The sequence below is a fragment of the Nitrosomonas sp. sh817 genome (assembly GCF_030908545.1).
Classification (GTDB): domain Bacteria; phylum Pseudomonadota; class Gammaproteobacteria; order Burkholderiales; family Nitrosomonadaceae; genus Nitrosomonas.
Window position 1 is genome coordinate 3000251 of sequence record NZ_CP133083.1, and the last position, 18314, is coordinate 3018564.

At 49.1% G+C, this 18314-nt stretch carries 22 protein-coding genes and 1 pseudogene; 10 read left to right on the top strand and 13 right to left on the bottom strand.

The genetic code is table 11. From position 1 onward, the window contains the following. The first annotated feature begins 91 nt into the window (after positions 1–91). Genes aat through RBH92_RS14245 form a run of 6 tightly spaced genes read left to right on the top strand, consistent with a single transcriptional unit; the run spans position 92 to position 4354 of the window. Positions 92–799 carry a leucyl/phenylalanyl-tRNA--protein transferase gene (aat, locus tag RBH92_RS14220; protein ID WP_307932649.1) on the top strand — a complete coding sequence of 236 codons (708 nt, stop codon included), beginning with the start codon at positions 92–94 and terminating at the stop codon, positions 797–799. Positions 800–803: 4 nt separating this feature from the next. Next, entirely contained in the window at positions 804–1511 is a 708-nt protein-coding gene (locus RBH92_RS14225) for an arginyltransferase (RefSeq protein ID WP_307932650.1), read from the top strand. A gap of 40 nt (positions 1512–1551) precedes the next feature. Next, positions 1552–2607, top strand: coding sequence for a quinone-dependent dihydroorotate dehydrogenase (locus RBH92_RS14230; RefSeq protein ID WP_307932651.1), 1056 nt, complete (start codon positions 1552–1554; stop codon positions 2605–2607). Further along, the gene (gene rsxB / locus RBH92_RS14235; protein ID WP_307932652.1) at positions 2588–3286 is read left to right on the top strand and encodes an electron transport complex subunit RsxB; all 699 of its coding nucleotides are present in this window, start codon (positions 2588–2590) and stop codon (positions 3284–3286) included. The genes RBH92_RS14230 and rsxB overlap by 20 nt, the downstream gene beginning before the upstream one ends. Beyond that, on the top strand, positions 3273–3905 hold the full coding sequence (gene nth / locus RBH92_RS14240; protein WP_307932653.1) for an endonuclease III: 633 nt from the start codon (positions 3273–3275) through the stop codon (positions 3903–3905). Before rsxB ends, nth begins: the two co-directional genes overlap by 14 nt. Before the next feature lie 8 nt (positions 3906–3913). Then, positions 3914–4354 carry a DUF1841 family protein gene (locus RBH92_RS14245; protein ID WP_307932654.1) on the top strand — a complete coding sequence of 147 codons (441 nt, stop codon included), beginning with the start codon at positions 3914–3916 and terminating at the stop codon, positions 4352–4354. Between the two features lie 79 nt (positions 4355–4433). On the opposite strand, the gene RBH92_RS14250 is transcribed toward RBH92_RS14245, so the two are convergent. The 5 genes from RBH92_RS14250 to RBH92_RS14270 form a co-directional block, all read right to left on the bottom strand. Continuing rightward, positions 4434–4763, bottom strand: coding sequence for a c-type cytochrome (locus RBH92_RS14250; protein ID WP_292922358.1), 330 nt, complete (start codon positions 4761–4763; stop codon positions 4434–4436). A 27-nt stretch (positions 4764–4790) separates the two neighbouring features. Then, complete coding sequence (locus RBH92_RS14255; RefSeq protein ID WP_307932655.1) at positions 4791–5117, bottom strand: c-type cytochrome; 327 nt, start codon at positions 5115–5117, stop codon at positions 4791–4793. A 107-nt stretch (positions 5118–5224) separates the two neighbouring features. Then, positions 5225–7150: an ATP-binding cassette domain-containing protein gene (locus tag RBH92_RS14260; protein ID WP_307932656.1), complete on the bottom strand. Its 1926-nt coding sequence runs from the start codon at positions 7148–7150 to the stop codon at positions 5225–5227. A 147-nt stretch (positions 7151–7297) separates the two neighbouring features. Then, on the bottom strand, positions 7298–7723 hold the full coding sequence (locus RBH92_RS14265) for an Hsp20/alpha crystallin family protein (RefSeq protein WP_307932657.1): 426 nt from the start codon (positions 7721–7723) through the stop codon (positions 7298–7300). Between the two features lie 192 nt (positions 7724–7915). Continuing rightward, a complete protein-coding gene (locus RBH92_RS14270; protein WP_307932658.1) occupies positions 7916–8563 on the bottom strand; it encodes a hypothetical protein in 648 nt (215 codons plus the stop codon). A gap of 334 nt (positions 8564–8897) precedes the next feature. Between RBH92_RS14270 and RBH92_RS14275 the strand changes: the two are divergent. Continuing rightward, positions 8898–9940, top strand: a pseudogene (locus RBH92_RS14275) (IS110 family RNA-guided transposase). Between the two features lie 330 nt (positions 9941–10270). Here the strand turns inward: RBH92_RS14275 and RBH92_RS14280 are convergent. Beyond that, positions 10271–11413 carry a Fic family protein gene (locus tag RBH92_RS14280; RefSeq protein WP_307932659.1) on the bottom strand — a complete coding sequence of 381 codons (1143 nt, stop codon included), beginning with the start codon at positions 11411–11413 and terminating at the stop codon, positions 10271–10273. A gap of 219 nt (positions 11414–11632) precedes the next feature. Between RBH92_RS14280 and RBH92_RS14285 the strand changes: the two genes are divergently transcribed. Then, positions 11633–11893, top strand: coding sequence for a type II toxin-antitoxin system Phd/YefM family antitoxin (locus tag RBH92_RS14285; RefSeq protein WP_307932660.1), 261 nt, complete (start codon positions 11633–11635; stop codon positions 11891–11893). 2 nt (positions 11894–11895) lie between these two features. Beyond that, the gene (locus RBH92_RS14290) at positions 11896–12153 is read left to right on the top strand and encodes a Txe/YoeB family addiction module toxin (RefSeq protein ID WP_307932661.1); all 258 of its coding nucleotides are present in this window, start codon (positions 11896–11898) and stop codon (positions 12151–12153) included. Between the two features lie 96 nt (positions 12154–12249). Here RBH92_RS14290 and RBH92_RS14295 read toward each other — a convergent pair whose 3' ends face one another. The 6 genes from RBH92_RS14295 to RBH92_RS14320 form a co-directional block, all read right to left on the bottom strand. Then, the gene (locus tag RBH92_RS14295) at positions 12250–12963 is read right to left on the bottom strand and encodes a hypothetical protein (protein ID WP_307932662.1); all 714 of its coding nucleotides are present in this window, start codon (positions 12961–12963) and stop codon (positions 12250–12252) included. Beyond that, a complete protein-coding gene (locus RBH92_RS14300; RefSeq protein WP_307932663.1) occupies positions 12960–13901 on the bottom strand; it encodes a HipA domain-containing protein in 942 nt (313 codons plus the stop codon). The genes RBH92_RS14295 and RBH92_RS14300 overlap by 4 nt, the downstream gene beginning before the upstream one ends. A gap of 9 nt (positions 13902–13910) precedes the next feature. Then, on the bottom strand, positions 13911–14069 hold the full coding sequence (locus tag RBH92_RS14305; protein ID WP_307932664.1) for a hypothetical protein: 159 nt from the start codon (positions 14067–14069) through the stop codon (positions 13911–13913). A 580-nt stretch (positions 14070–14649) separates the two neighbouring features. Continuing rightward, positions 14650–15633 carry an IS5 family transposase gene (locus tag RBH92_RS14310; protein WP_307931813.1) on the bottom strand — a complete coding sequence of 328 codons (984 nt, stop codon included), beginning with the start codon at positions 15631–15633 and terminating at the stop codon, positions 14650–14652. A 57-nt stretch (positions 15634–15690) separates the two neighbouring features. Continuing rightward, entirely contained in the window at positions 15691–15873 is a 183-nt protein-coding gene (locus RBH92_RS14315; RefSeq protein ID WP_307932665.1) for a hypothetical protein, read from the bottom strand. A 75-nt stretch (positions 15874–15948) separates the two neighbouring features. Next, a complete protein-coding gene (locus tag RBH92_RS14320; protein WP_307932666.1) occupies positions 15949–16944 on the bottom strand; it encodes an IS30 family transposase in 996 nt (331 codons plus the stop codon). A gap of 248 nt (positions 16945–17192) precedes the next feature. Here RBH92_RS14320 and RBH92_RS14325 point away from each other — a divergent pair, with 248 nt between their 5' ends. Further along, complete coding sequence (locus tag RBH92_RS14325) at positions 17193–17543, top strand: hypothetical protein (RefSeq protein ID WP_307932667.1); 351 nt, start codon at positions 17193–17195, stop codon at positions 17541–17543. Between the two features lie 66 nt (positions 17544–17609). Here the strand turns inward: RBH92_RS14325 and RBH92_RS14330 are convergent, their stop codons facing one another. Further along, positions 17610–18314 carry a M48 family metallopeptidase gene (locus RBH92_RS14330; RefSeq protein WP_307932668.1) on the bottom strand — a complete coding sequence of 235 codons (705 nt, stop codon included), beginning with the start codon at positions 18312–18314 and terminating at the stop codon, positions 17610–17612.

The following is an 18314-nucleotide window of genomic DNA, read 5'->3' on the forward strand; positions in this document are numbered from 1 at the left end:
TTTGCCCGAGTCGATGGAGAATAAGAAAATATTTTTAGTGCAACCTTGATCTATATCAACTTAGTAGCAATCAGCGATTCTACAGAAATTTATGATTAACGAGAAAAACCTTTATTCGTCATTTCCTCCGCTTGAAAAAGCCCTCGATGAACCCAATGGTCTATTGGCGGTTGGCGGTGATTTGTCGCCGCAACGCTTGATCGAAGCGTATTGCAAAGGTATTTTTCCGTGGTTTAATGAAGGTGAGCCGATTTACTGGTGGAGTCCGGATCCGAGAATGATATTGTTTCCGGCGGAATTAAAAATATCCCGGTCATTGTGCAAGACTCTCCGCAAGGATCATTACCAAATCCGCGCCGATACGGTGTTTACACAAGTCATGCAAGCGTGCGCAGCGCCTCGTCAGGGACAGTCCGGCACCTGGATACATCCGCAGATGATCGCGGCTTACACGGCGCTGCACGAAATGGGCCTGGCGCATTCGGTGGAAACCTGGATCGGTGGCGAGCTGGTTGGCGGTCTCTATGGCGTTGCTTTGGGCAAAGTATTTTTCGGCGAATCGATGTTTTCACGCATTACCGATGCATCGAAAATCGCCTTCGTGCATCTGGTGAAACAACTACAATACCGGGAATTCGGTCTGATCGATTGCCAAGTGAAAACCCGTCATCTGGCATCGCTCGGCGCGCGGGAAATTTCCCGCGTCAGCTTCAGCCGGCAACTGGAAACGTTGATTAGCGATATCGCAATCGGCAGCAAATGGAACTTTGAACGCATGCAACTTGAAACATCCGGATAATGCCGTGATTAAATTTCATACCACGAACCCTTATTCCTGCAGTTATTTACCTGGCAAATCAGCTTGCTCGGAAGTGGTTACGCCGGAACATAGCATCGATATCCCCGCTTACGCGAAATTAATACAAGCCGGCTTCCGGCGCAGCGGACATTACATTTATCGCCCCCGTTGCGAACATTGCCAAGCCTGCCTGTCGGTGCGCGTCCAGGCTAAATCCTTTGTGCCCAAGCGCTTTCAGCGACGGGCCTGGAATCAACATCAGCATTTGCAAGTTACCGCGCATCCGCTGCATTACAATCCGGCACATTACGCGCTCTATCAACGCTACCAGACGAAGCGCCATGCCGGTGGCGGCATGGATAAGGATTGCCGTGAGCAGTATCACAATTTTTTGCTGCAAAGCCATGTCGATTCCATGCTGATTGAGTTTCGCGACAATCAACAACTGCGCATGGTCAGCATCATCGACCTGTTGCCGGATGGATTCTCATCGGTCTACACGTTTTTTGACGCGGATATTGCCCACGCAAGTTTCGGCACTTACAGCATTCTGTGGCAGATTGAACAGTGCCGGAATCTGGGAATGGATTATTTATATTTAGGTTATTGGATCCGGGACAACCGGAAAATGCGATATAAAATCAACTTCCAGCCGCTAGAAGTATTGCTGAATGGCCGATGGCAACTGCTGGACAGCCGCATCTTCGCGTAATTTTCCTAGCGTGAAGATCATTTCAGGATAAAATTCCGGCATGTCCTATCAATTTTTCCGTCCGCTGCTGTTTCAACTAAATCCCGAGTCCGCGCACCGCTTCTCTCTGGCTGCGCTCGATCAGCTGACAAGATTGGGCTTGCTGCCTCGCACCGTGATTGACTGTCAGCCTCAGAACGTGATGGGGTTAACTTTTCCCAATCCGGTCGGACTGGCTGCCGGGCTGGATAAAAATGGCGAGCATCTCGATGCGCTCGCCAGGCTCGGATTCGGTTTCATCGAAATCGGCACGGTCACGCCCCGGCCGCAACCGGGCAATCCGGCGCCCCGCCTTTTCCGCGTTCCCGAAGCCAACGCCATCATCAATCGCCTCGGCTTTAATAACCACGGCGTCGACCGGCTGATCGAAAATGTCACGCAGTCAAGCTATCGGGGTATTTTAGGAATCAATATCGGCAAGAATTTTGACACACCGATCGACAGAGCAGCGGATGATTATCTGACCGGCTTGCATAAAGTCTATCGCTACGCCAGTTATGTGACGATCAACATCTCCTCGCCCAATACCAAGAATTTGCGGGATTTGCAGTCTACCGGCGCATTGGACCGTTTGCTGAATCAATTAAAATCCGCGCAGCAGGAACTGTCGCAATCTCATGGAAAGTATGTGCCGGTTGCCGTAAAAATCGCCCCCGATCTCGATACCGCGCAGATCGAATCCATCGCGGCACTATTGCTGAAACATCGCATGGATGGTGTCATCGCCACCAATACCACGCTATCGCGCGAAGGCATCGCGCATTTGCCGGTTGCGCAAGAAAGCGGCGGACTTAGCGGTGCGCCGTTGAAACAGCGATCGACAACCATCGTTCAGCAATTGCACGGCTTCCTGCAAAATGCGATTCCAATCATTGGTGTCGGTGGCATACAGTCGGTTGCGGATGCCAAAGAAAAACTCGCAGCCGGCGCCAGCTTGATCCAGTTATATACCGGATTGATTTATCATGGCCCTGGACTGATCCGCACGATTGCGCAGGAACTCTGCGCCGATCAGATTTCGCCAAGCTCAAATTCCCATGAATCAACCACTGATTGATCAAATAGACGCCGTTTTACCGCAAACACAGTGCGGCAAATGCGGTTATTCCGGATGCAGGCCTTATGCAGAAGCCATCGCTAAAGGCCAAGCCGATATCAATCAATGTCCGCCGGGGGGTCAGGACGGCATTTTGAAAATCGCAGAATTGCTGGATGTGCCGCCCAAACCGTTGAGCGCTGCACATGGCTTCCCGCTACCCTACAAAGCCGTAGCCATAATCGATGAGCGTTTGTGCATCGGCTGCACTTTCTGCCTCAAAGCATGCCCCGTCGATGCCATCGCCGGAGCCGCCAAACAAATGCATACCGTCATCGCGGCGGAATGCACCGGCTGCGAGTTATGCATCGCGCCATGCCCGATGGATTGTATCCGCCTGATTCCAGCCGATGAAAACGCTACCGGAACTGACAATCTTCCGGCCGCAGCGCGCAAGCAGCAAATTGCGGATCATGCGCGCACCCGATACCAACACAGGCAGCAACGGCTCGAACGCGACAAACAACGCGCCGCGGAAAAGCCGGTCAAACCCAAAACCGGCTCTGCGGCTGAAAGCACCAAAACAATCGCTGATGAACGCAAGAAAGCCATGATCGAAGCGGCGCTGGCACGCGCTAAAATGATACGTGCGCAAACGCGCACAGCCGATTCTCCAGTAAATCCGCATGAACTCAGCTAAGCGACATGAAATTTTTGCTTGCCTGAAAGCAATCAATCCGCACCCGACCACGGAATTGGTTTATCACACGCCTTTCGAATTGCTGATTGCCGTCATTCTCTCCGCGCAAGCGACCGATAAAAGTGTCAATCTGGCAACTCAACCGCTTTTTCAGCAGGCGAATACCCCGGAAAAAATCCTCGCGCTGGGTGAAACCGGCTTGACCGAATTCATCAAAAGGATCGGTCTCTATAAAACCAAAGCGAAGAATATATTGGCCACTTGCGAGTTATTGATACAACAGCATGACAGCCAAGTACCCAAAACCCGCGAGCAACTGGAAAAATTACCGGGGGTCGGGCGCAAAACCGCCAATGTGATTTTGAATACCGCGTTCGGCGAACCGACAATCGCGGTGGATACGCATATTTTCCGGGTTGCCAATCGAACCGGACTCGCGCCGGGCAAAAACGTGCTGGAAGTTGAATTGAAACTGCTAAAAGCCGTTCCCAAAGAATATCGCCTGGATGCGCATCACTGGCTGATCCTTCATGGCCGCTATGTGTGCAAGGCGCGAAAACCGGCATGCGCGATCTGCAAAATCAATCACCTGTGTGAATTTCCCGATAAAACTATTTGAATCCGACCATGTTTAAGCCCACACGAGACCAAGCACGGCAATTGTTTTTTGAAACTTGGCGCAAATACCGCCAACGCGAAATTTTATCCGGCGTCGAAACGATCGCGCTGGAAGTCATCCTGCAGCATCCCGAATATCATACGATTTTTGACGATCCCGAGCGTTACCTGGATAAAGATTACTCACCGGAAATGGGCGATACCAATCCGTTCTTACACATGAGCATGCATGTGGCAATCAAGGAACAGTTGTCGATTAATCAACCAATCGGAATTTGCGAGCGATTTGCGCGCTTACAGAAAAGAACCGGAAGCGAGCATGCTGCCGTGCATCAGGTCATGGAATGTCTGGCGGAAATGATTTGGCAAGCGCAACGGAATCAATCCGCACCGGATGCGGATATTTACTTCGCCTGCCTGGACAAGCAGCTCAATCACCCTGCGGATTAAAAAAAAGCCCTAACAATTGCCAGGGCTTTTTTAGGAATCTTAGCCGGTTAATTAAAAAAACAAACCCGGTTAAATGGTGTTATTTATTCGAATTCAGGTTACCAGGCAGACTTGAATAATAGAAAGCCAGGTTGTCAATATCCGCTTCACTTAAATTTGCCGCCATTCCTGCCATGATAGGATCTTTCCGCGCACCGGATTTATAATCTTTCAATGCTTTTACCAGGTAAGTTCTATATTGACCGCCAATCTTTGGAAAATTAGGAGCAGGGCTATTACCATCAGCACCATGACATGAAGCACACGCTTCGGCTGCTTTACTTTTACCAGCTTCGATATCCGCAGCCACTACTTGACTCGAGAGTATCAAGGCTGCACCGCTTAACGCGGCTATTACATAATTCTTCATAATTCCTTCCTTGCGTAGTTGACTCAATTAATTTTTAGAATAATAAGCAGCGAAATCTTCTATATCTTGTTGCGAGAGCGTTTTAGCTAAACCGGTCATGGTCGGATGATTGCGAGTACCGTTTTTGTATCCTTCCAACGCCTTGACGATATATTCTGCATGCTGCCCACCCAGTTTCGGTACGTGATAAGCAGTTGGAAAAGCTGTTTTATATCCTGGAATTCCGTGACAACCTTCACACATGGAAAGTTTTTCTTTTGCCGCTGCTGCATCTCCAGCCGCTTGAGTCACCCCTGAAAATGCCAAGAGTAAACCCAAAGTAAGTAATAAATTCGTAACCAATTTTTGTTTCATATACGCCTCCTTCTCTCAAAACTTGAACTTTAAACGATGCGCTCGATTTGGTCAATGAAAAGTATAAGCATGTCCATGTTGTTTATAGGGAAATTGCCGTTCAAACGCTACATTTTCGAAACGGATTTTGATTCCAATTCTTCCCATCTGACTAAACAATCGGCCAGTTCTTTTTCAATCGCAGCATACCGTGTTTGTAATTCTTTCACTTCATCCGGAAAATCGCGATAAATGACCGGTTCATTTAAACGCAACGTAATATTCGCTTGCTCTTGTTCCAAAACATCAATCTTACCGGGCAAGCCTTCAAGTTCACGCGCTTCCTGGTAACTCAATTTTTTAGTTCGAGGAGACCTTGGTGATCTGGAAATACCGTCTAATGAAGTCTCTGGCTGCTTCGCTACAATTTTCTGCGGAATGGTAGAATCTTCAAAATGTTTTGCACGATTCCAATCTTCATAACCGCCAATATATTCACATAATTTTCCATTTCCTTCAAATGCAATTACTTGCGTTACCACATTATCCAGAAATTCCCGGTCGTGACTGACCAAAAACAAGGTGCCGGGATAATCCTGCAACAAAGCCTCCAGCAACTCCAAGGTTTCGATATCGAGATCGTTGGTCGGTTCGTCCAGCACCAAGACATTGGCTGGGCGGGCAAACAAACGCGCCAGCAACAACCGGTTGCGCTCACCGCCGGATAGTGACTTGACCGGAGAACGCGCACGCTCGGATGGAAACAGGAAATCTTCCAAATAGCTGATGACATGCTTGCGCTTCCCGCCAATCTCGACAAAATCCGAACCCGGACTGATGGTATCCGTCAAAATCATTGCTTCGTCGAGCTGCTCGCGCATCTGATCGAAATAAGCGACTGCCAGTTTGGTTCCTTGCTGAATCGTGCCGGAATCGGGCTGTAATTCGCCCAGGATCAATTTCAGCAACGTCGATTTGCCCGCACCGTTAGGACCGAGCAAGCCTACGCGGTCGCCACGTAAGATACGGCAGGAAAAATCGTCGATGATCACTTTACCGCCGAAGCTTTTACTGACATGCTCCAGCTCCGCGACCAATTTCCCCGAACGCTCACCGGTATCTAGGCTGATAGCCGCTTTCCCGGCTTTATCCCGCCGCGCCGCGCGCGCCAGCCGCAGTGCTTCCAGCCGCCGCACCCTGCCTTCATTGCGCGTGCGCCGCGCCTCGACGCCCTTGCGTATCCAGACTTCTTCCTGTGCCAGGAATTTATCGAATTTGCGGTTATGGATCGCCTCGACTTCCAGCATCTCCGCTTTCTTGCGCTGATAATCGGTGAATTTCCCATTAAATGACTGCAAATGGCCGCGATCAAGCTCGACAATCCGGGTTGCGACATGATCGAGAAAACGCCGGTCATGGGTAATGAACAGCACGCTGCCGATAAAATCCTGCAGCAAACTCTCCAGCCATTCGATCGAAGAAAAATCCAAATGGTTGGTCGGTTCGTCCAATAACAATACATCCGGCGAAATCACCAGCGCGCGCGCCAACGCCACGCGCTTTTTCAAGCCGCCGGAGAGGTGTTCAACTAACGTATCCGCAGGCAGATTGAGTTTATCGATCACGGTTTCAGTTTGCGCTTGCAAACTCCAGCCGCCTTCCGTTTCCAGCGTATTTTGCAAATCCTGCAAACGCTGCAACAGCGCCTCGGTATCCTCCGGCGTTTCGCTCAGGGCGTGCGACACCGCATGATAATCCTGCAAAATCCGGCTGATATTACCCAAACCGGTTGATACCTCCTGATACACGGTATTGGCGGGATTCAGCAACGGTTCTTGCGACACATAAGCGAGCTTGATGTCCGGCGCGCGCCACACCTTGCCGTCATCGAGTTTGATCTCCGCCGCCAACGCGCGCAGCAAGCTGGATTTGCCGCCGCCGTTGCGCCCGATCAAACCGACCCGCTCGCCCGCATCGAGCTGCAAATCCGCATGATCGAGCAAAGCATGATGACCAAAAGCTAAACAAGCGTTTTCCAGGGTGATGAGGGGCATATCAGAGAATTACAGAAGAGGTTGCATAAGATTGAGTGGGGTGCCATTGTGTCATGCTTTAACCGGCTTGGCAAAAACCGGCGGATAAAAAAATGGAGCCCGCAGGCTCCATCCGGTACAACCCTGATTCAACGGCCGCCGGTTACATCACTCGACCGTCGACACATTGATTTTTTTAGGTAATACCGCTTCCCGTTTGGGAATCACGATTTCCAGCACACCGTTCTTGGACGAAGCGGAAATCGCATCGGGATTGGCAGTATCAGGCAAGCTGAAACGTCTGTAAAACGAGCCGTAAGTGCGCTCCACGCGTTTGTAGCCTTCTTTTTCCGTTTTGCTTTCCGAGCTTTTCTCGCCCTTGATAGTCAACACGCCGTCATGCATGCTGATATCGATTGCTTCCGGTTTTACGCCGGGAATGTCCGCATAAATCACAAAACGGTTGGCTTCCTCTTTGATATCCACGGCAGGCGCCCATTCGGCGGTCGCGGTAGAGCCTTCGGCAACGCCGCGCTCCAGTTCTCTTTGCAATTGACTCAACAATCCCCAAGGTTCATAACGTGTAATAGCCATGATGAAATTCTCCTAGTCGATGAAGTTAGCACATTCTGTGTATCCGCTTCCGCATCAGTGCTTTCACAAATCACGCGGCTGATGTATCAAACATCTGCAATACACTTCATTTCCGGATATAGGGATCTTTCGTGTTTTTTCAAGCCTTACAAACTGCTAATTGGAATCAGCCGGATCGTCAGTTATCTGAATTTATTGCGCAAACCGCCGCCGCATTGTATAAAAAATACCGGCCGGCACCAGCAACGCCAGTACAACCCACAGGATATTGCGCTTCATCCATTCCGTGGCATTGCCCTCGACCGCAAAGTTTGTTTCGGCCAATTCCAGCACCCGGCTATCGAACTGCGCGTCATGCTGCGTCGATAAGTGCAAACGGATTGTTAACGCCTGCGCACCGGACGATTCCGGCGTCACCCGCCAGCGCCATCTTGCGGTGCCATCATAATCCGAGAACGGCTCTTGCGGCCCCAGCTTGTCGATTTCAAACGCCGCGCCATCAATCTCAGCTTTCATATTGGCCGACACCATACCGGTGATCCCTTGAATCGACGTACCTTCGGAAGCAGTGGACACAAGTTCGTTCAAAAACTTCGCCAAACGCTTGGTTTCCAGATTCAATGCCACGTCGAAGCTCTCGTATTGCTTCACTTCCGACGGGATTGAAATCATCGAACTGTCCACCGGCAATTTCATCACCACCGGATTCATTACCTTCTTGCTCGCCATCAAATGCAGCAACGCATTGATCGAAAAAGGCACGAGCAACAAAACCGCCAACATCGCGACGGGCACAAGAAAGTTAAAATTCAAACCGGATTGAGGTTCCGTTTCACGCATGATTTCTCCAGCAATTAGATTCGTTTTAGGAGCAAATCATAACATTGTTGGAGAGGAAGCTGAGTAAATCAAAACAACGAGTTTTTCTGATTATCGAAACTCATCTTAGGGAAGCGCTGATTAATTCAACGAACGTGATGAAGGGCGAGGCGCACGGAACGCAACAACCGAGACATATCAATCTGATAGGCGAGGGAGTGAGTACCGCGCAACGAAGCGATTCGCTCGTGCAGCCAATTAATCAGATGGAATGGACACCGCCCTCCTGACAACGGCATCGCAATGTGCCACAGTTGGTTTTCAATCATCAACTCAAAATTGGAGGGCGGTATCCATGGATAAGATTAGCGTAGTTGGTTTGGATTTGGCAAAGAATGTTTTTCAGGTACATGCTGTTAATGCACAAGGGCGGGTAGTGGAGCGCAAGCAATTGAGACGAAGCGAGGTACTTGTCGTGGTTTGCAAAGATCGAACCTTGCCGGATTGGGCTGGAAGCCTGTGGCGGCATGCATTATTGGGCACGCAAGCTGAGCGAGCTGGGGCATACGGTGCGGCCGATGGCGGCAAGATTCATCAAACCCTATTTGAAGTCGAACAAATCGGATATGCTCGATGCGGAAGTCATTTGTGAAGCAGTGCAACGCCCGGGGATGCGCTTTGTTTCGGTTAAATCCGCGCAGCAACAGGCAGTATTGCACTTGCATCATAGCCGGCGGCTATTGGTTGAACAGCGTATCGCGCTAATCAACCACATACGTGGAATGCTGCTGGAATTTGGTATTGTGATTGCTGTGCCCTAGCGTGCTCAGAAAACGATTGCCGGAGCTATTGGAAGATACCGGCGATGAGTTACCGCCGATGTGCCGGGATTTGGCCGCTGTGTTGCGGGATCAATTATCGGCACTCGATGAGCGGATTGCGCTACTGGAGCACAGGATTCAGCAATGGCACGTCAGCAATGAAGCGAGTCAACGCTTGGCCGGGATTCCTGGTGTGGGCGTCATAAGCGCTACCGCGATTGCTGCAGCGATAGGTGATGCAAGGGCATTTACCAATGGACGGCAATTTGCCGCTTGGCTAGGACTGGTGCCGCGCCAGGTATCGAGCGGCGGGCGGCAACGTCTGCTGGGAATCAGCAAACGAGGTGATCGTTATCTGCGCACTTTGATGATCCACGGTGCGCGTGCTGTAATCCGGCATTTACGTGCGCGGCAACAAGCCGGTAAGCCGCCTGGCAATGCCTGGATTGCGCAACTGCTGGCGCGGTGTCATCCCAATGTCGCAACAGTGGCGCTGGCCAATCACAATGCCCGGGTAGCTTGGGCATTGCTGGCTAAAAATGAAACCTATCGTGCTAGATACGCTGCTGAAGCATGATGATATGAGCGATTCATAAAAAACAGAAGCATCGTTAACAGGAGGATATTCATTCACGATTGCTTGCATTTATGTGATGGGAAGACAGGTCGGACCGCGGCGGCCAAACCCGGGGAAGCTCTCGAAGCAACCAGACTTCGCTATTCAGATTGGGACCCGCCGGCGAATACACCATAGGGGTTCTGAGCTAAACGTTCTTATCAAAAGCCGAATGTAAGTGTGCAATCGAACCTTGTGTTTCTATACATCAGTGCTTGCAAAACGGGCGGTGTCCATGTAAGCGCTTCCCTAGAAATTTTTTGCAAAACGGCTTGCAAACCACCAATTTTCTTAATCGCTAAAAACCGCCAAGTAATCAGCAAAAATAAACACGCGATTACGGCTCTGTCCGGTAATCTCATGCAAAATGCCGTGTTCGCGTATTTGTGCAACCAATTCATTCGCCGCCTTGTAACTAAGATCGCAAATTTTCTGAACTTCCTCGATGCGAATCGCGGGTTGCGTAAACAACGCATTCAGTAAACGTTGCGCGCTTGCAGTTCTGCGCCCGAAGTTCGCCTGCAGATTCCGTTCCAATTTTGCTTTCAAATGAATAATGCGCGATAACGCACTCACCGCCAAGTTTGCTGTTTGCTCGATCCCAACTAGAAAATACTTAAGCCATTGCAACATATCGTTTTTTTCACGAACCCGCATTAAATTGTCATAATACAGCCCTTTATCCTTCTCAAAATAGCTGGAAAGATAAAGCAGCGGTTTATCCAAAATCCCCTCACTCACCAAAAACAGCGTAATCAATAGCCGCCCGATACGCCCGTTGCCATCCAGAAACGGATGTATGGTTTCAAACTGGTAATGCGCGATTGCAATTCGAATTAAAGCTGGCACATAAACATCCCTGTTGTGCAGAAAATATTCCAAATCACCCATCAGGTCATTCACATACTGATGGTGCGGTGGAATAAACACCGCATCGGCTAGACTGTGGCCACCTATCCAGTTCTGACTGGCACGAAACTCGCCTGGCAGCTTGTGCTCGCCACGCACGTTCTGTAGCAGAATCGCGTGCGTTTGCCTTAATAAACGTGATGACAAAGGCAATGTTTGCAAATGGCCGATTGCCTGATTCAACGCTTGCGTGTAATTTTGCACCTCACGCCAATCGTTACGGTGCTCGGGCAGAATTTCCGACTCGGGCAGCACCGCTTCCTGAATATTGGTTTGCGTCCCTTCGATACGGCTGGATACCACCGCTTCCTTGGTAACATGTAATTGAATGAACAAATCGATATTCGGCACCAAGCGCGCAAATGAATTGAGCTCCCCGAGCTTGACCGCCGCCTTCTCCAGCAACAGATTTATCTGCGGCGTTTGCCACACCCATTCATCGTTAATCGTGGATGGCAGGGAATACCGGTATTCATAACCTTTCTGGTAGTGACCGGACTGATACTGCTCAAGTTGAATCGTCATGGCATGTCCGTAAGGAAAATAACGTACAAAATCCTTTATATTACTTTTGTCGTTAAAAGTAAAATATAAATGGACTTATGTTACTTTTATCACTTTAGGGCGCTATGATTTTGCATTGTTGCAGTAAAAATAATTTCCACTGGTTGATCAGGCGGTTTGCAGTATTGCACTAACCTCACTATACTTGTACATTTTATTGATCATGTTAAATGGGGTTTGATGAAAGTCGTCACTTATACTTATGCCCGCAATGCGCTCAAAACCATATTGGACGAAGTAGTTCAAGACGCGGATGTGACGATTATCAGCCGCCGCGATGCGGAGGGAGATGCCGTGGTGATGTCGCTCGATAGCTACAACAGCATCATGGAAACGTTGCACCTGACCGGCAACCCTGCAAACGCAGCGGCATTGGCCAGAGCCATCGCACAAGACAAAGCCGGAATGGCTCAAGAACATCCGCTGCGTTCCACCGATTGATCTTGCGCACCATTCGATTCGTTCCCGATGCTTGGGAAGATTATTTGTACTGGCAGGATCAAGATAAAAAAACACTCAAGCGAATCAACCTGCTGATCACCGCCGCCTCACGTGAACCATTCGCAGGAATCGGCAAGCCCGAACCCTTGCGCGGCGACTTATCCGGCTACTGGTCGCGGCGCATCGACGAAGCTAACCGGCTGGTGTACCGGGCAACCGATACCGATTTGGTGATCATTGCTTGCCGTTTTCATTATTAATCCTATAAATCAGAACCTTTAAATGGTCAGAATATGAGGATAATGCATCAGCTGATTAATTGCCCGTGCCAGCAATTTACAGTTAGTCGCCCGAGCTCATTCCGCGCTGATGCGTACGTACACCAGCGGGCGCTCTGGCTTTCCATTCAGTTTTTCAATAGTGGCTGAGACACGATATTGTTTAAGCCAACGATGTAGCGTTTCTCTGAAAGCGCGATTGACATAGCCGATTTTTTGTCCATGGCAAACGACTAGCAATGCATCTCGATCAACAATGTTCTCGCGATCGATGACAAACTCCACAGCATCGCCTTCATGAATCGAACTCAGATCCGTGCCTAATATATGACGCACTCCGGCAACTTCCATCAAATAATCGCACGGTGCTTCGCTTGCGGAAAAATCCGGCACCAGAGCAAAGCCATCGCTTGGCAAACGCGCACCGGTATAACCGAGCAGCGCCATATCGGAATGGTTAAAAGGAGAAGGGAGCCGGTGTTGTGCGAGGAAATCAGCAAAATCCTCGCGTTTACGCGGCGGCAAGCGTCGCATCAACGATTCAATGACACCTTGCCGTACTTCATGATCATCTTTATCTTTCAGATGAAATGCCGGAAAACCTTTAAAGCCAGCCTTACAAGCTTCATCAAAATCAGGTGTATGTTGAAGATAACGAAATACGATCTGTCCCTCTTTCTCACAGCGTATCTCACCGATCACCCGGCGCGTGCGTGATGCCGCCGCCTCATCCAGCGGCTGCCAAGTCATCAGCAGTCGCGATGGCTCGATGATATGGCGCAAAATATTCATAGCAATAAATTTCTCAGTAAAGTAAATCGGTAACGCATGAGATGCAACATAAACACAAGTCTCTCATTGGATAGTGGGTTTATGGCATCAAGCTTGAGTAAATCTACAACCGCGTCTGACAAATCATCCGATGAAAAATTTAGTCTAGCCTGCGCCGCTTCACGCGTATCCGGCCATTGCTCCAGCGCGCGCTGCAACAAAGCAAAATGCCCTTGTATCGGATCCTTCAATGACCATTTGACATGATGCCTGCCTTTGGAAATATAGCGTTGAAAATCGATATCAGTCCAGCGGCTCACGTGATTCGTGAAACGCTCGTGTCCTAGACTGGTGCCATTATCGAACAATGGTGCCAATCTACAGCTTATTTTCTGCTTCGAACGGGTAAAGATAAGCCCCCAGTTATCCTGGTGGCGATCGGTGTTACCGATCAATGCATCAAAGAGCAGCGCATCAATCCACCATTGCCGCCAGCCGGATTCAAGAATCCCATTTTGAGCGAGTAGCTTCAGCAAGCGCATATTATCGAGTAAATTATGCTGGGTTCCGAGTTTTCGATCAAAATCTTTGTGCATTTGCTGCAAAAAATCACCAGCCATCACAAAAGATTCGTGACCATCGTCATAAAACCATTCAATCAGCGCCGCACATTGATTCGTCCGGGAATTCCAGGCCGCAAATGTTGGCGTCACATTCACACCCAGCAGACAACCCACCCGGTAAGCAACTATTTCAGCCCAGAATTGATCGGGATAACTGCGTTTCGAGCGTTTAACCATGTAGCGCTTCCCTGGCACAATCACTGGCTCCGCTGGATACTCTGGTGCAAATACCGCATCTTTGGCTCGCGCACCCTGCGGAAACACACTGAATTCCGCATCCGGCTCCCACGAAGCCACATCGAAAATCGCTGCTTGAATTTGCGGTTGTCTACGCATTCGATCAGCTCAGCTTGCAGCAGCCGGATTTGCTTTACTGCGCCCACGCTGTTTCGTTGCTGGTAAAGTTTTTTGGATGCGTTCGAGCAATACGCTGGCGGGTTCGTCGTTGGGGTCTTGCAGCACCAGTTCGCCGCGGAAGGCTTTGGCAAGGATCGCGAGCGTCAATTTATCGGCCTGGGCGCGGGCGGCGTAAGCGAACAATTCTTCGACGCGGCGGACGATTTCGGTTTGTTTTTTTCTTAGGAATTTTACATTTCAAAGTACACATTTTTTATCCCAAATGCGGCCTGAGAAGTTGAGTTACTCTGAATTGCAACTTCTTCCAATGTTGTGGGAAAAGAAAGAACATCAAATAATAAGGTTGAATTAAAATCACATTGGCTGATATCGTAAATTCAACATCTACAACACCGTCAAACCCCATAAGGGTTTGAATAATGCTACACCTTATGAATACTCAGCACTTATTTCAATCAACCTCTTTGTAAACAACCCTGAGAGTTCTTACAAGATAATGTTATGTGTACTAATTTTATTACAAATCCAAAAATAACAACATCTTGCATTCCAAAGCTAGTATATAGCATTGCAATTATTTTTATTTTTGTACCAGACTTAGGGAAACGCTGATTAATTCGCCACACCCCAAGGGCAAAGCGAGCAGTTCTGGGATATTGGGTTAAAATTTGCCATATTCTGGGTTGAATTGCGTTATTTCTTGCCTTATTCCGCTCATTTCTTGTCTTTAAGACGCAATCTGGCTGTCAGAGCTACATAACCACCGGCGAGCCAGCAGCAAGTTGGCAAGCCCAAACAGTGAAAACATCTGAGCATTATTTTTGGCCATTCCTTTGTAGCGAGTTTTGCGATGCATGAACAGATTCTTTACGACATGAAAGGGATGCTCAACTTTGGCACGAATGCTGGCTTTTGCATGTTCAAGCTTCTCCATCAGTTCGCCTGCTGTTGTTTTGGGCAATGCCTTGCGCTTGGAAGGGCGCATCGCGATATGCCAGGTTACGGGCAATTCAAGATTCTCTTCTCGTTTCTCAACGCCCAGATAGCCCGCATCACCAAATACATCGGTTTCATCACCATGCAGCAGCGCCTGTGCCTGAGTAACATCGTGGACATTGGCTGCCGTTCCGATCAGGGTATGAACAAGCCCTGATTGCGCATCGACACCGATGTGTACCTTCATGCCGAAGTGCCACTGCTTGCCTTTCCTGGTTTGATGCATTTCGCTATCGCGTTTTCCTTCTCTATTCTTGGTCGAAGGAGGCGCTGAGATCAGCGTAGCATCAACAATCGTACCTTCGCGAAGAAATAGTCCGCGTTCAGCCAAATGTGCATTGATTGCATCAAAAATGGATTCCGTCAGATGATGCGCTTCCAGCAAATGGCGAAATCTCAGCAGAGTCGTCGCATCCGGTACTGCTTCCCGATTCAGATCAATACCAACAAAGCAGCGGATTGCTTGACTGTCGTATACAGCATCTTCCGCGCCTTCATCCGAAAAACCAAAGCACTGTTGCACAATATACATCCTCAGCATCCGTTCCAAACCAATCGGTGGATGACCTCGCCTACCGCTAACCGGATAATACGGAGCTATAACATTCAGCAGGGATGTCCACGGTGTTGCAGCTTCAATCTCAACCAGAAAACGATCACGCCGGGTTTGTTTCTTCTTTGCCGCATATTCCAGCTCAGAAAAGCTTGATTGCATCGCTCTATTCCATGTTTATCAATAGCAAGGTATTTTATCTAACCTTTGCAGGTCTATCTATTTGATCGAATAGATCAGTGTTTCCTTAGCATTAGCATCAGATTCATCTGCGGAATTGATCAATGCAATATTGCCTAATTTTTTATCTGGCTTATGTGGAGCTATCATAGGAGCAATGGCTTCATATAAGGTTGTATTAAAGCAAGCTAAATTAGCGAGAAATAATGAACTTAAGCTCATGGTCGATAAGTATAAACTCTCTCGCATTAACGACCAAATAAGTAAATTCTATGCTCCTCTTTTGACAACGCGGATTCAACTTCGAAGTGCAACACCTAGCGGTGGCTTGGTATAGCGCACCGTCTTTCCGAAGAACACCTCAAACGGGGTTCTGAATCCAAGCACCTTGCGCGGTCGATGGTTGAGTCTATCCACCGCCCATTGTACTTGTTCCTGGGTCACCTTAATCAATTCCATTCCCTTGGGGAAATACTGCCGCAGCAGACCATTGCTGTTCTCGTTCAAGCCGCGCTCCCATGAATGATAAGGATGAGCGAAGTAGATATCCACATTGAGTTTCGCAGCAATGGTTTCATGCTCCGCAAATTCTTTCCCGTTGTCGAATGTCATGGTGTGGCACTTGCGTTTATGGGGGCGCAGCAATCGCGTTACCGCCGCCGTTACGCCCGATGCATGTTTGCCGGGCACTTGGGCTGCCAGAATGTAGCGCGACTTCCTCTCGGCCAGCGTAACCAATGCGCCTTGATGGTTCTTGCCGATTACGGTGTCGCCCTCCCAGTCGCCTATGCGGTTCTTCTGATCCACGATCCCCGGACGCTCATCAATGCCGATCCGGTTCTTGATCGTGCCCCGGCGCTCTTGACCGCTCGCATAACGCTTCCTGCGGGGCTTCTGGCAACGCAAATGCCGCCACAGGTCGCCACCTCGACGCTTGTCTGCATATATGTGCAAGTAGATCGTCTCGTGACTGATCTGCAACACACTTTCCAAAGCAAGTCGACGGGCCGCTTGCTCCGGACTCATGTCCAGCCGAACCAATCGCTCAACTTCCGTCCAGTCCGACATTGATAAACGCTGGGCGTTGGCGCATTGTTTTCGGCGCTCGTTCCGTAATTCCTGCGCCTGCTTGGGATACCAGTCACGCCGACCCTTGTTCCGCCTGAATTCCCGCGAAATCGTCGACTTGCTCACGCCCACTGCATCCGCTATTCGCGATTGGTTCAAACCCGCCTTCTCCAAGCCGGAAATCTGGTATCGTTGCTCGCTGGTGAGCTGCTTGTAGTGCTTCATCTGTGCTCCTTCTACTTGGTCGTTTAAGAAGCTCCGATACTACCGCAGCTTGCTTCCTAAACTTCCTTACAAAAGTTGCACTTCAATTTTGAATCCACCCAATAAGTAAATCAGCGCAAGCGTTATGGGGAAAATTTTGTGATGAAAAGGGCAGATCAAAATCTAGTCCACTATATTTTTTTATAAAAGATGCAAAAGACGAATCAATAGAAGTGAGCGGAGAGATTTTATTCGACTATATTCGTGTTATGAAAGAAGTATTCCTTCCTCTTAATAAACAACGAATGGATATTATCTTATCTGAAGCTGCTTTGATAGATCACGCTCACAAAATTCCTGATTACCTTATTGATCTTGTTAACCATGTTTCTGAACTTAACGCAATGATGAAACGATGGGAGACAATAACCGACGCACGACATGCAATGTCTTTTGTCGATAACAACGCAGATACTCCTAAAGAGAGGTATGCTGCATTTTATCCAAGCTGCGAATTCCCTACGGAGCTGAATAGAGAATTAGAAAAAAAGCATGCACATTTAATATATCAAAAAAATACACTTCTAGATGCTTGGAATCAGAAAGAAAAGAGAGATTGATAGAAACTAGAAATTTCAGGAGTCAGCTTCTCAATTAAAATTCACTGAGTATAAAACGTTACAACGTTACCATGTATCTATCAACCATACCCCCTTCAACTCCCTCCGAGCTTCCCGATACCCCGGACAAACCCTCCCCACCACTTCCCAAAACGCTTTCGAGTGATTCATCTCGATCAGGTGCGCGAGTTCGTGGGCAACCACATAATCCACCAAATGCAATGGCAGTTGGATCAAGCGCCAGTTTAGCGTGATAAGACCGCGGCTGTTGCAGCTGCCCCAGCGGGTTTTGGCTTGGGAAAGGCGGAAGGGCGGGGTGGTTAAATTCAATGCCGGGGCGTAGATTGCGATGCGCTGTTGGAAGCAGGTGATCGCCTGCTGTTGATACCAGCTCATCACGAAGGTTTCAATTTGGCGAGGCGTGAGTTCGATGGCGGGCGGTTGCGCTAATTCCTGACTGAATGACTGGATCATTGCGAGTTCGCCGATTGGTTTCATAGCGATGCGCCAGGGTTCGCCGAGCAGCGGGTAGGCGGTTTCCAGCGACCAGTCGAGCGTCAGGCTTTTTTTGGCTTGCCATTGATCCAGCTTTTTTTTGATCCAGTCGGCTTTTTGCTGCAACACGCTGTCGATATGGGAAAGTGGCGTGAGTAAAGGCGCGCTGATGCGCAGGCCGTGTTGACTGATTTGTAAACCGATTGTTTTGCGCCGGCTGCGGGTGAGGGTGTAACTGATTGCCTGACCGTTAAGCGTAGCGGTTTGCGTTGGCAC

Bases quoted from the DNA above. Each gene is read 5' to 3' on its own strand.
- aat (WP_307932649.1), top strand. From the start codon at position 92: ATGATTAACGAGAAAAACCTTTATTCGTCATTTCCTCCGCTTGAAAAA.
- RBH92_RS14230 (WP_307932651.1), top strand. From the start codon at position 1,552: ATGTCCTATCAATTTTTCCGTCCGCTGCTGTTTCAACTAAATCCCGAG.
- rsxB (WP_307932652.1), top strand. From the start codon at position 2,588: ATGAATCAACCACTGATTGATCAAATAGACGCCGTTTTACCGCAAACA.
- nth (WP_307932653.1), top strand. From the start codon at position 3,273: ATGAACTCAGCTAAGCGACATGAAATTTTTGCTTGCCTGAAAGCAATC.
- RBH92_RS14245 (WP_307932654.1), top strand. From the start codon at position 3,914: ATGTTTAAGCCCACACGAGACCAAGCACGGCAATTGTTTTTTGAAACT.
- RBH92_RS14250 (WP_292922358.1), bottom strand. From the start codon at position 4,763: ATGAAGAATTATGTAATAGCCGCGTTAAGCGGTGCAGCCTTGATACTC.
- RBH92_RS14255 (WP_307932655.1), bottom strand. From the start codon at position 5,117: ATGAAACAAAAATTGGTTACGAATTTATTACTTACTTTGGGTTTACTC.
- RBH92_RS14260 (WP_307932656.1), bottom strand. From the start codon at position 7,150: ATGCCCCTCATCACCCTGGAAAACGCTTGTTTAGCTTTTGGTCATCAT.
- RBH92_RS14265 (WP_307932657.1), bottom strand. From the start codon at position 7,723: ATGGCTATTACACGTTATGAACCTTGGGGATTGTTGAGTCAATTGCAA.
- RBH92_RS14270 (WP_307932658.1), bottom strand. From the start codon at position 8,563: ATGCGTGAAACGGAACCTCAATCCGGTTTGAATTTTAACTTTCTTGTG.
- RBH92_RS14280 (WP_307932659.1), bottom strand. From the start codon at position 11,413: ATGACGATTCAACTTGAGCAGTATCAGTCCGGTCACTACCAGAAAGGT.
- RBH92_RS14285 (WP_307932660.1), top strand. From the start codon at position 11,633: ATGAAAGTCGTCACTTATACTTATGCCCGCAATGCGCTCAAAACCATA.
- RBH92_RS14295 (WP_307932662.1), bottom strand. From the start codon at position 12,963: ATGAATATTTTGCGCCATATCATCGAGCCATCGCGACTGCTGATGACT.
- RBH92_RS14300 (WP_307932663.1), bottom strand. From the start codon at position 13,901: ATGCGTAGACAACCGCAAATTCAAGCAGCGATTTTCGATGTGGCTTCG.
- RBH92_RS14310 (WP_307931813.1), bottom strand. From the start codon at position 15,633: ATGCAATCAAGCTTTTCTGAGCTGGAATATGCGGCAAAGAAGAAACAA.
- RBH92_RS14315 (WP_307932665.1), bottom strand. From the start codon at position 15,873: ATGAGCTTAAGTTCATTATTTCTCGCTAATTTAGCTTGCTTTAATACA.
- RBH92_RS14320 (WP_307932666.1), bottom strand. From the start codon at position 16,944: ATGAAGCACTACAAGCAGCTCACCAGCGAGCAACGATACCAGATTTCC.
- RBH92_RS14325 (WP_307932667.1), top strand. From the start codon at position 17,193: ATGAAAGAAGTATTCCTTCCTCTTAATAAACAACGAATGGATATTATC.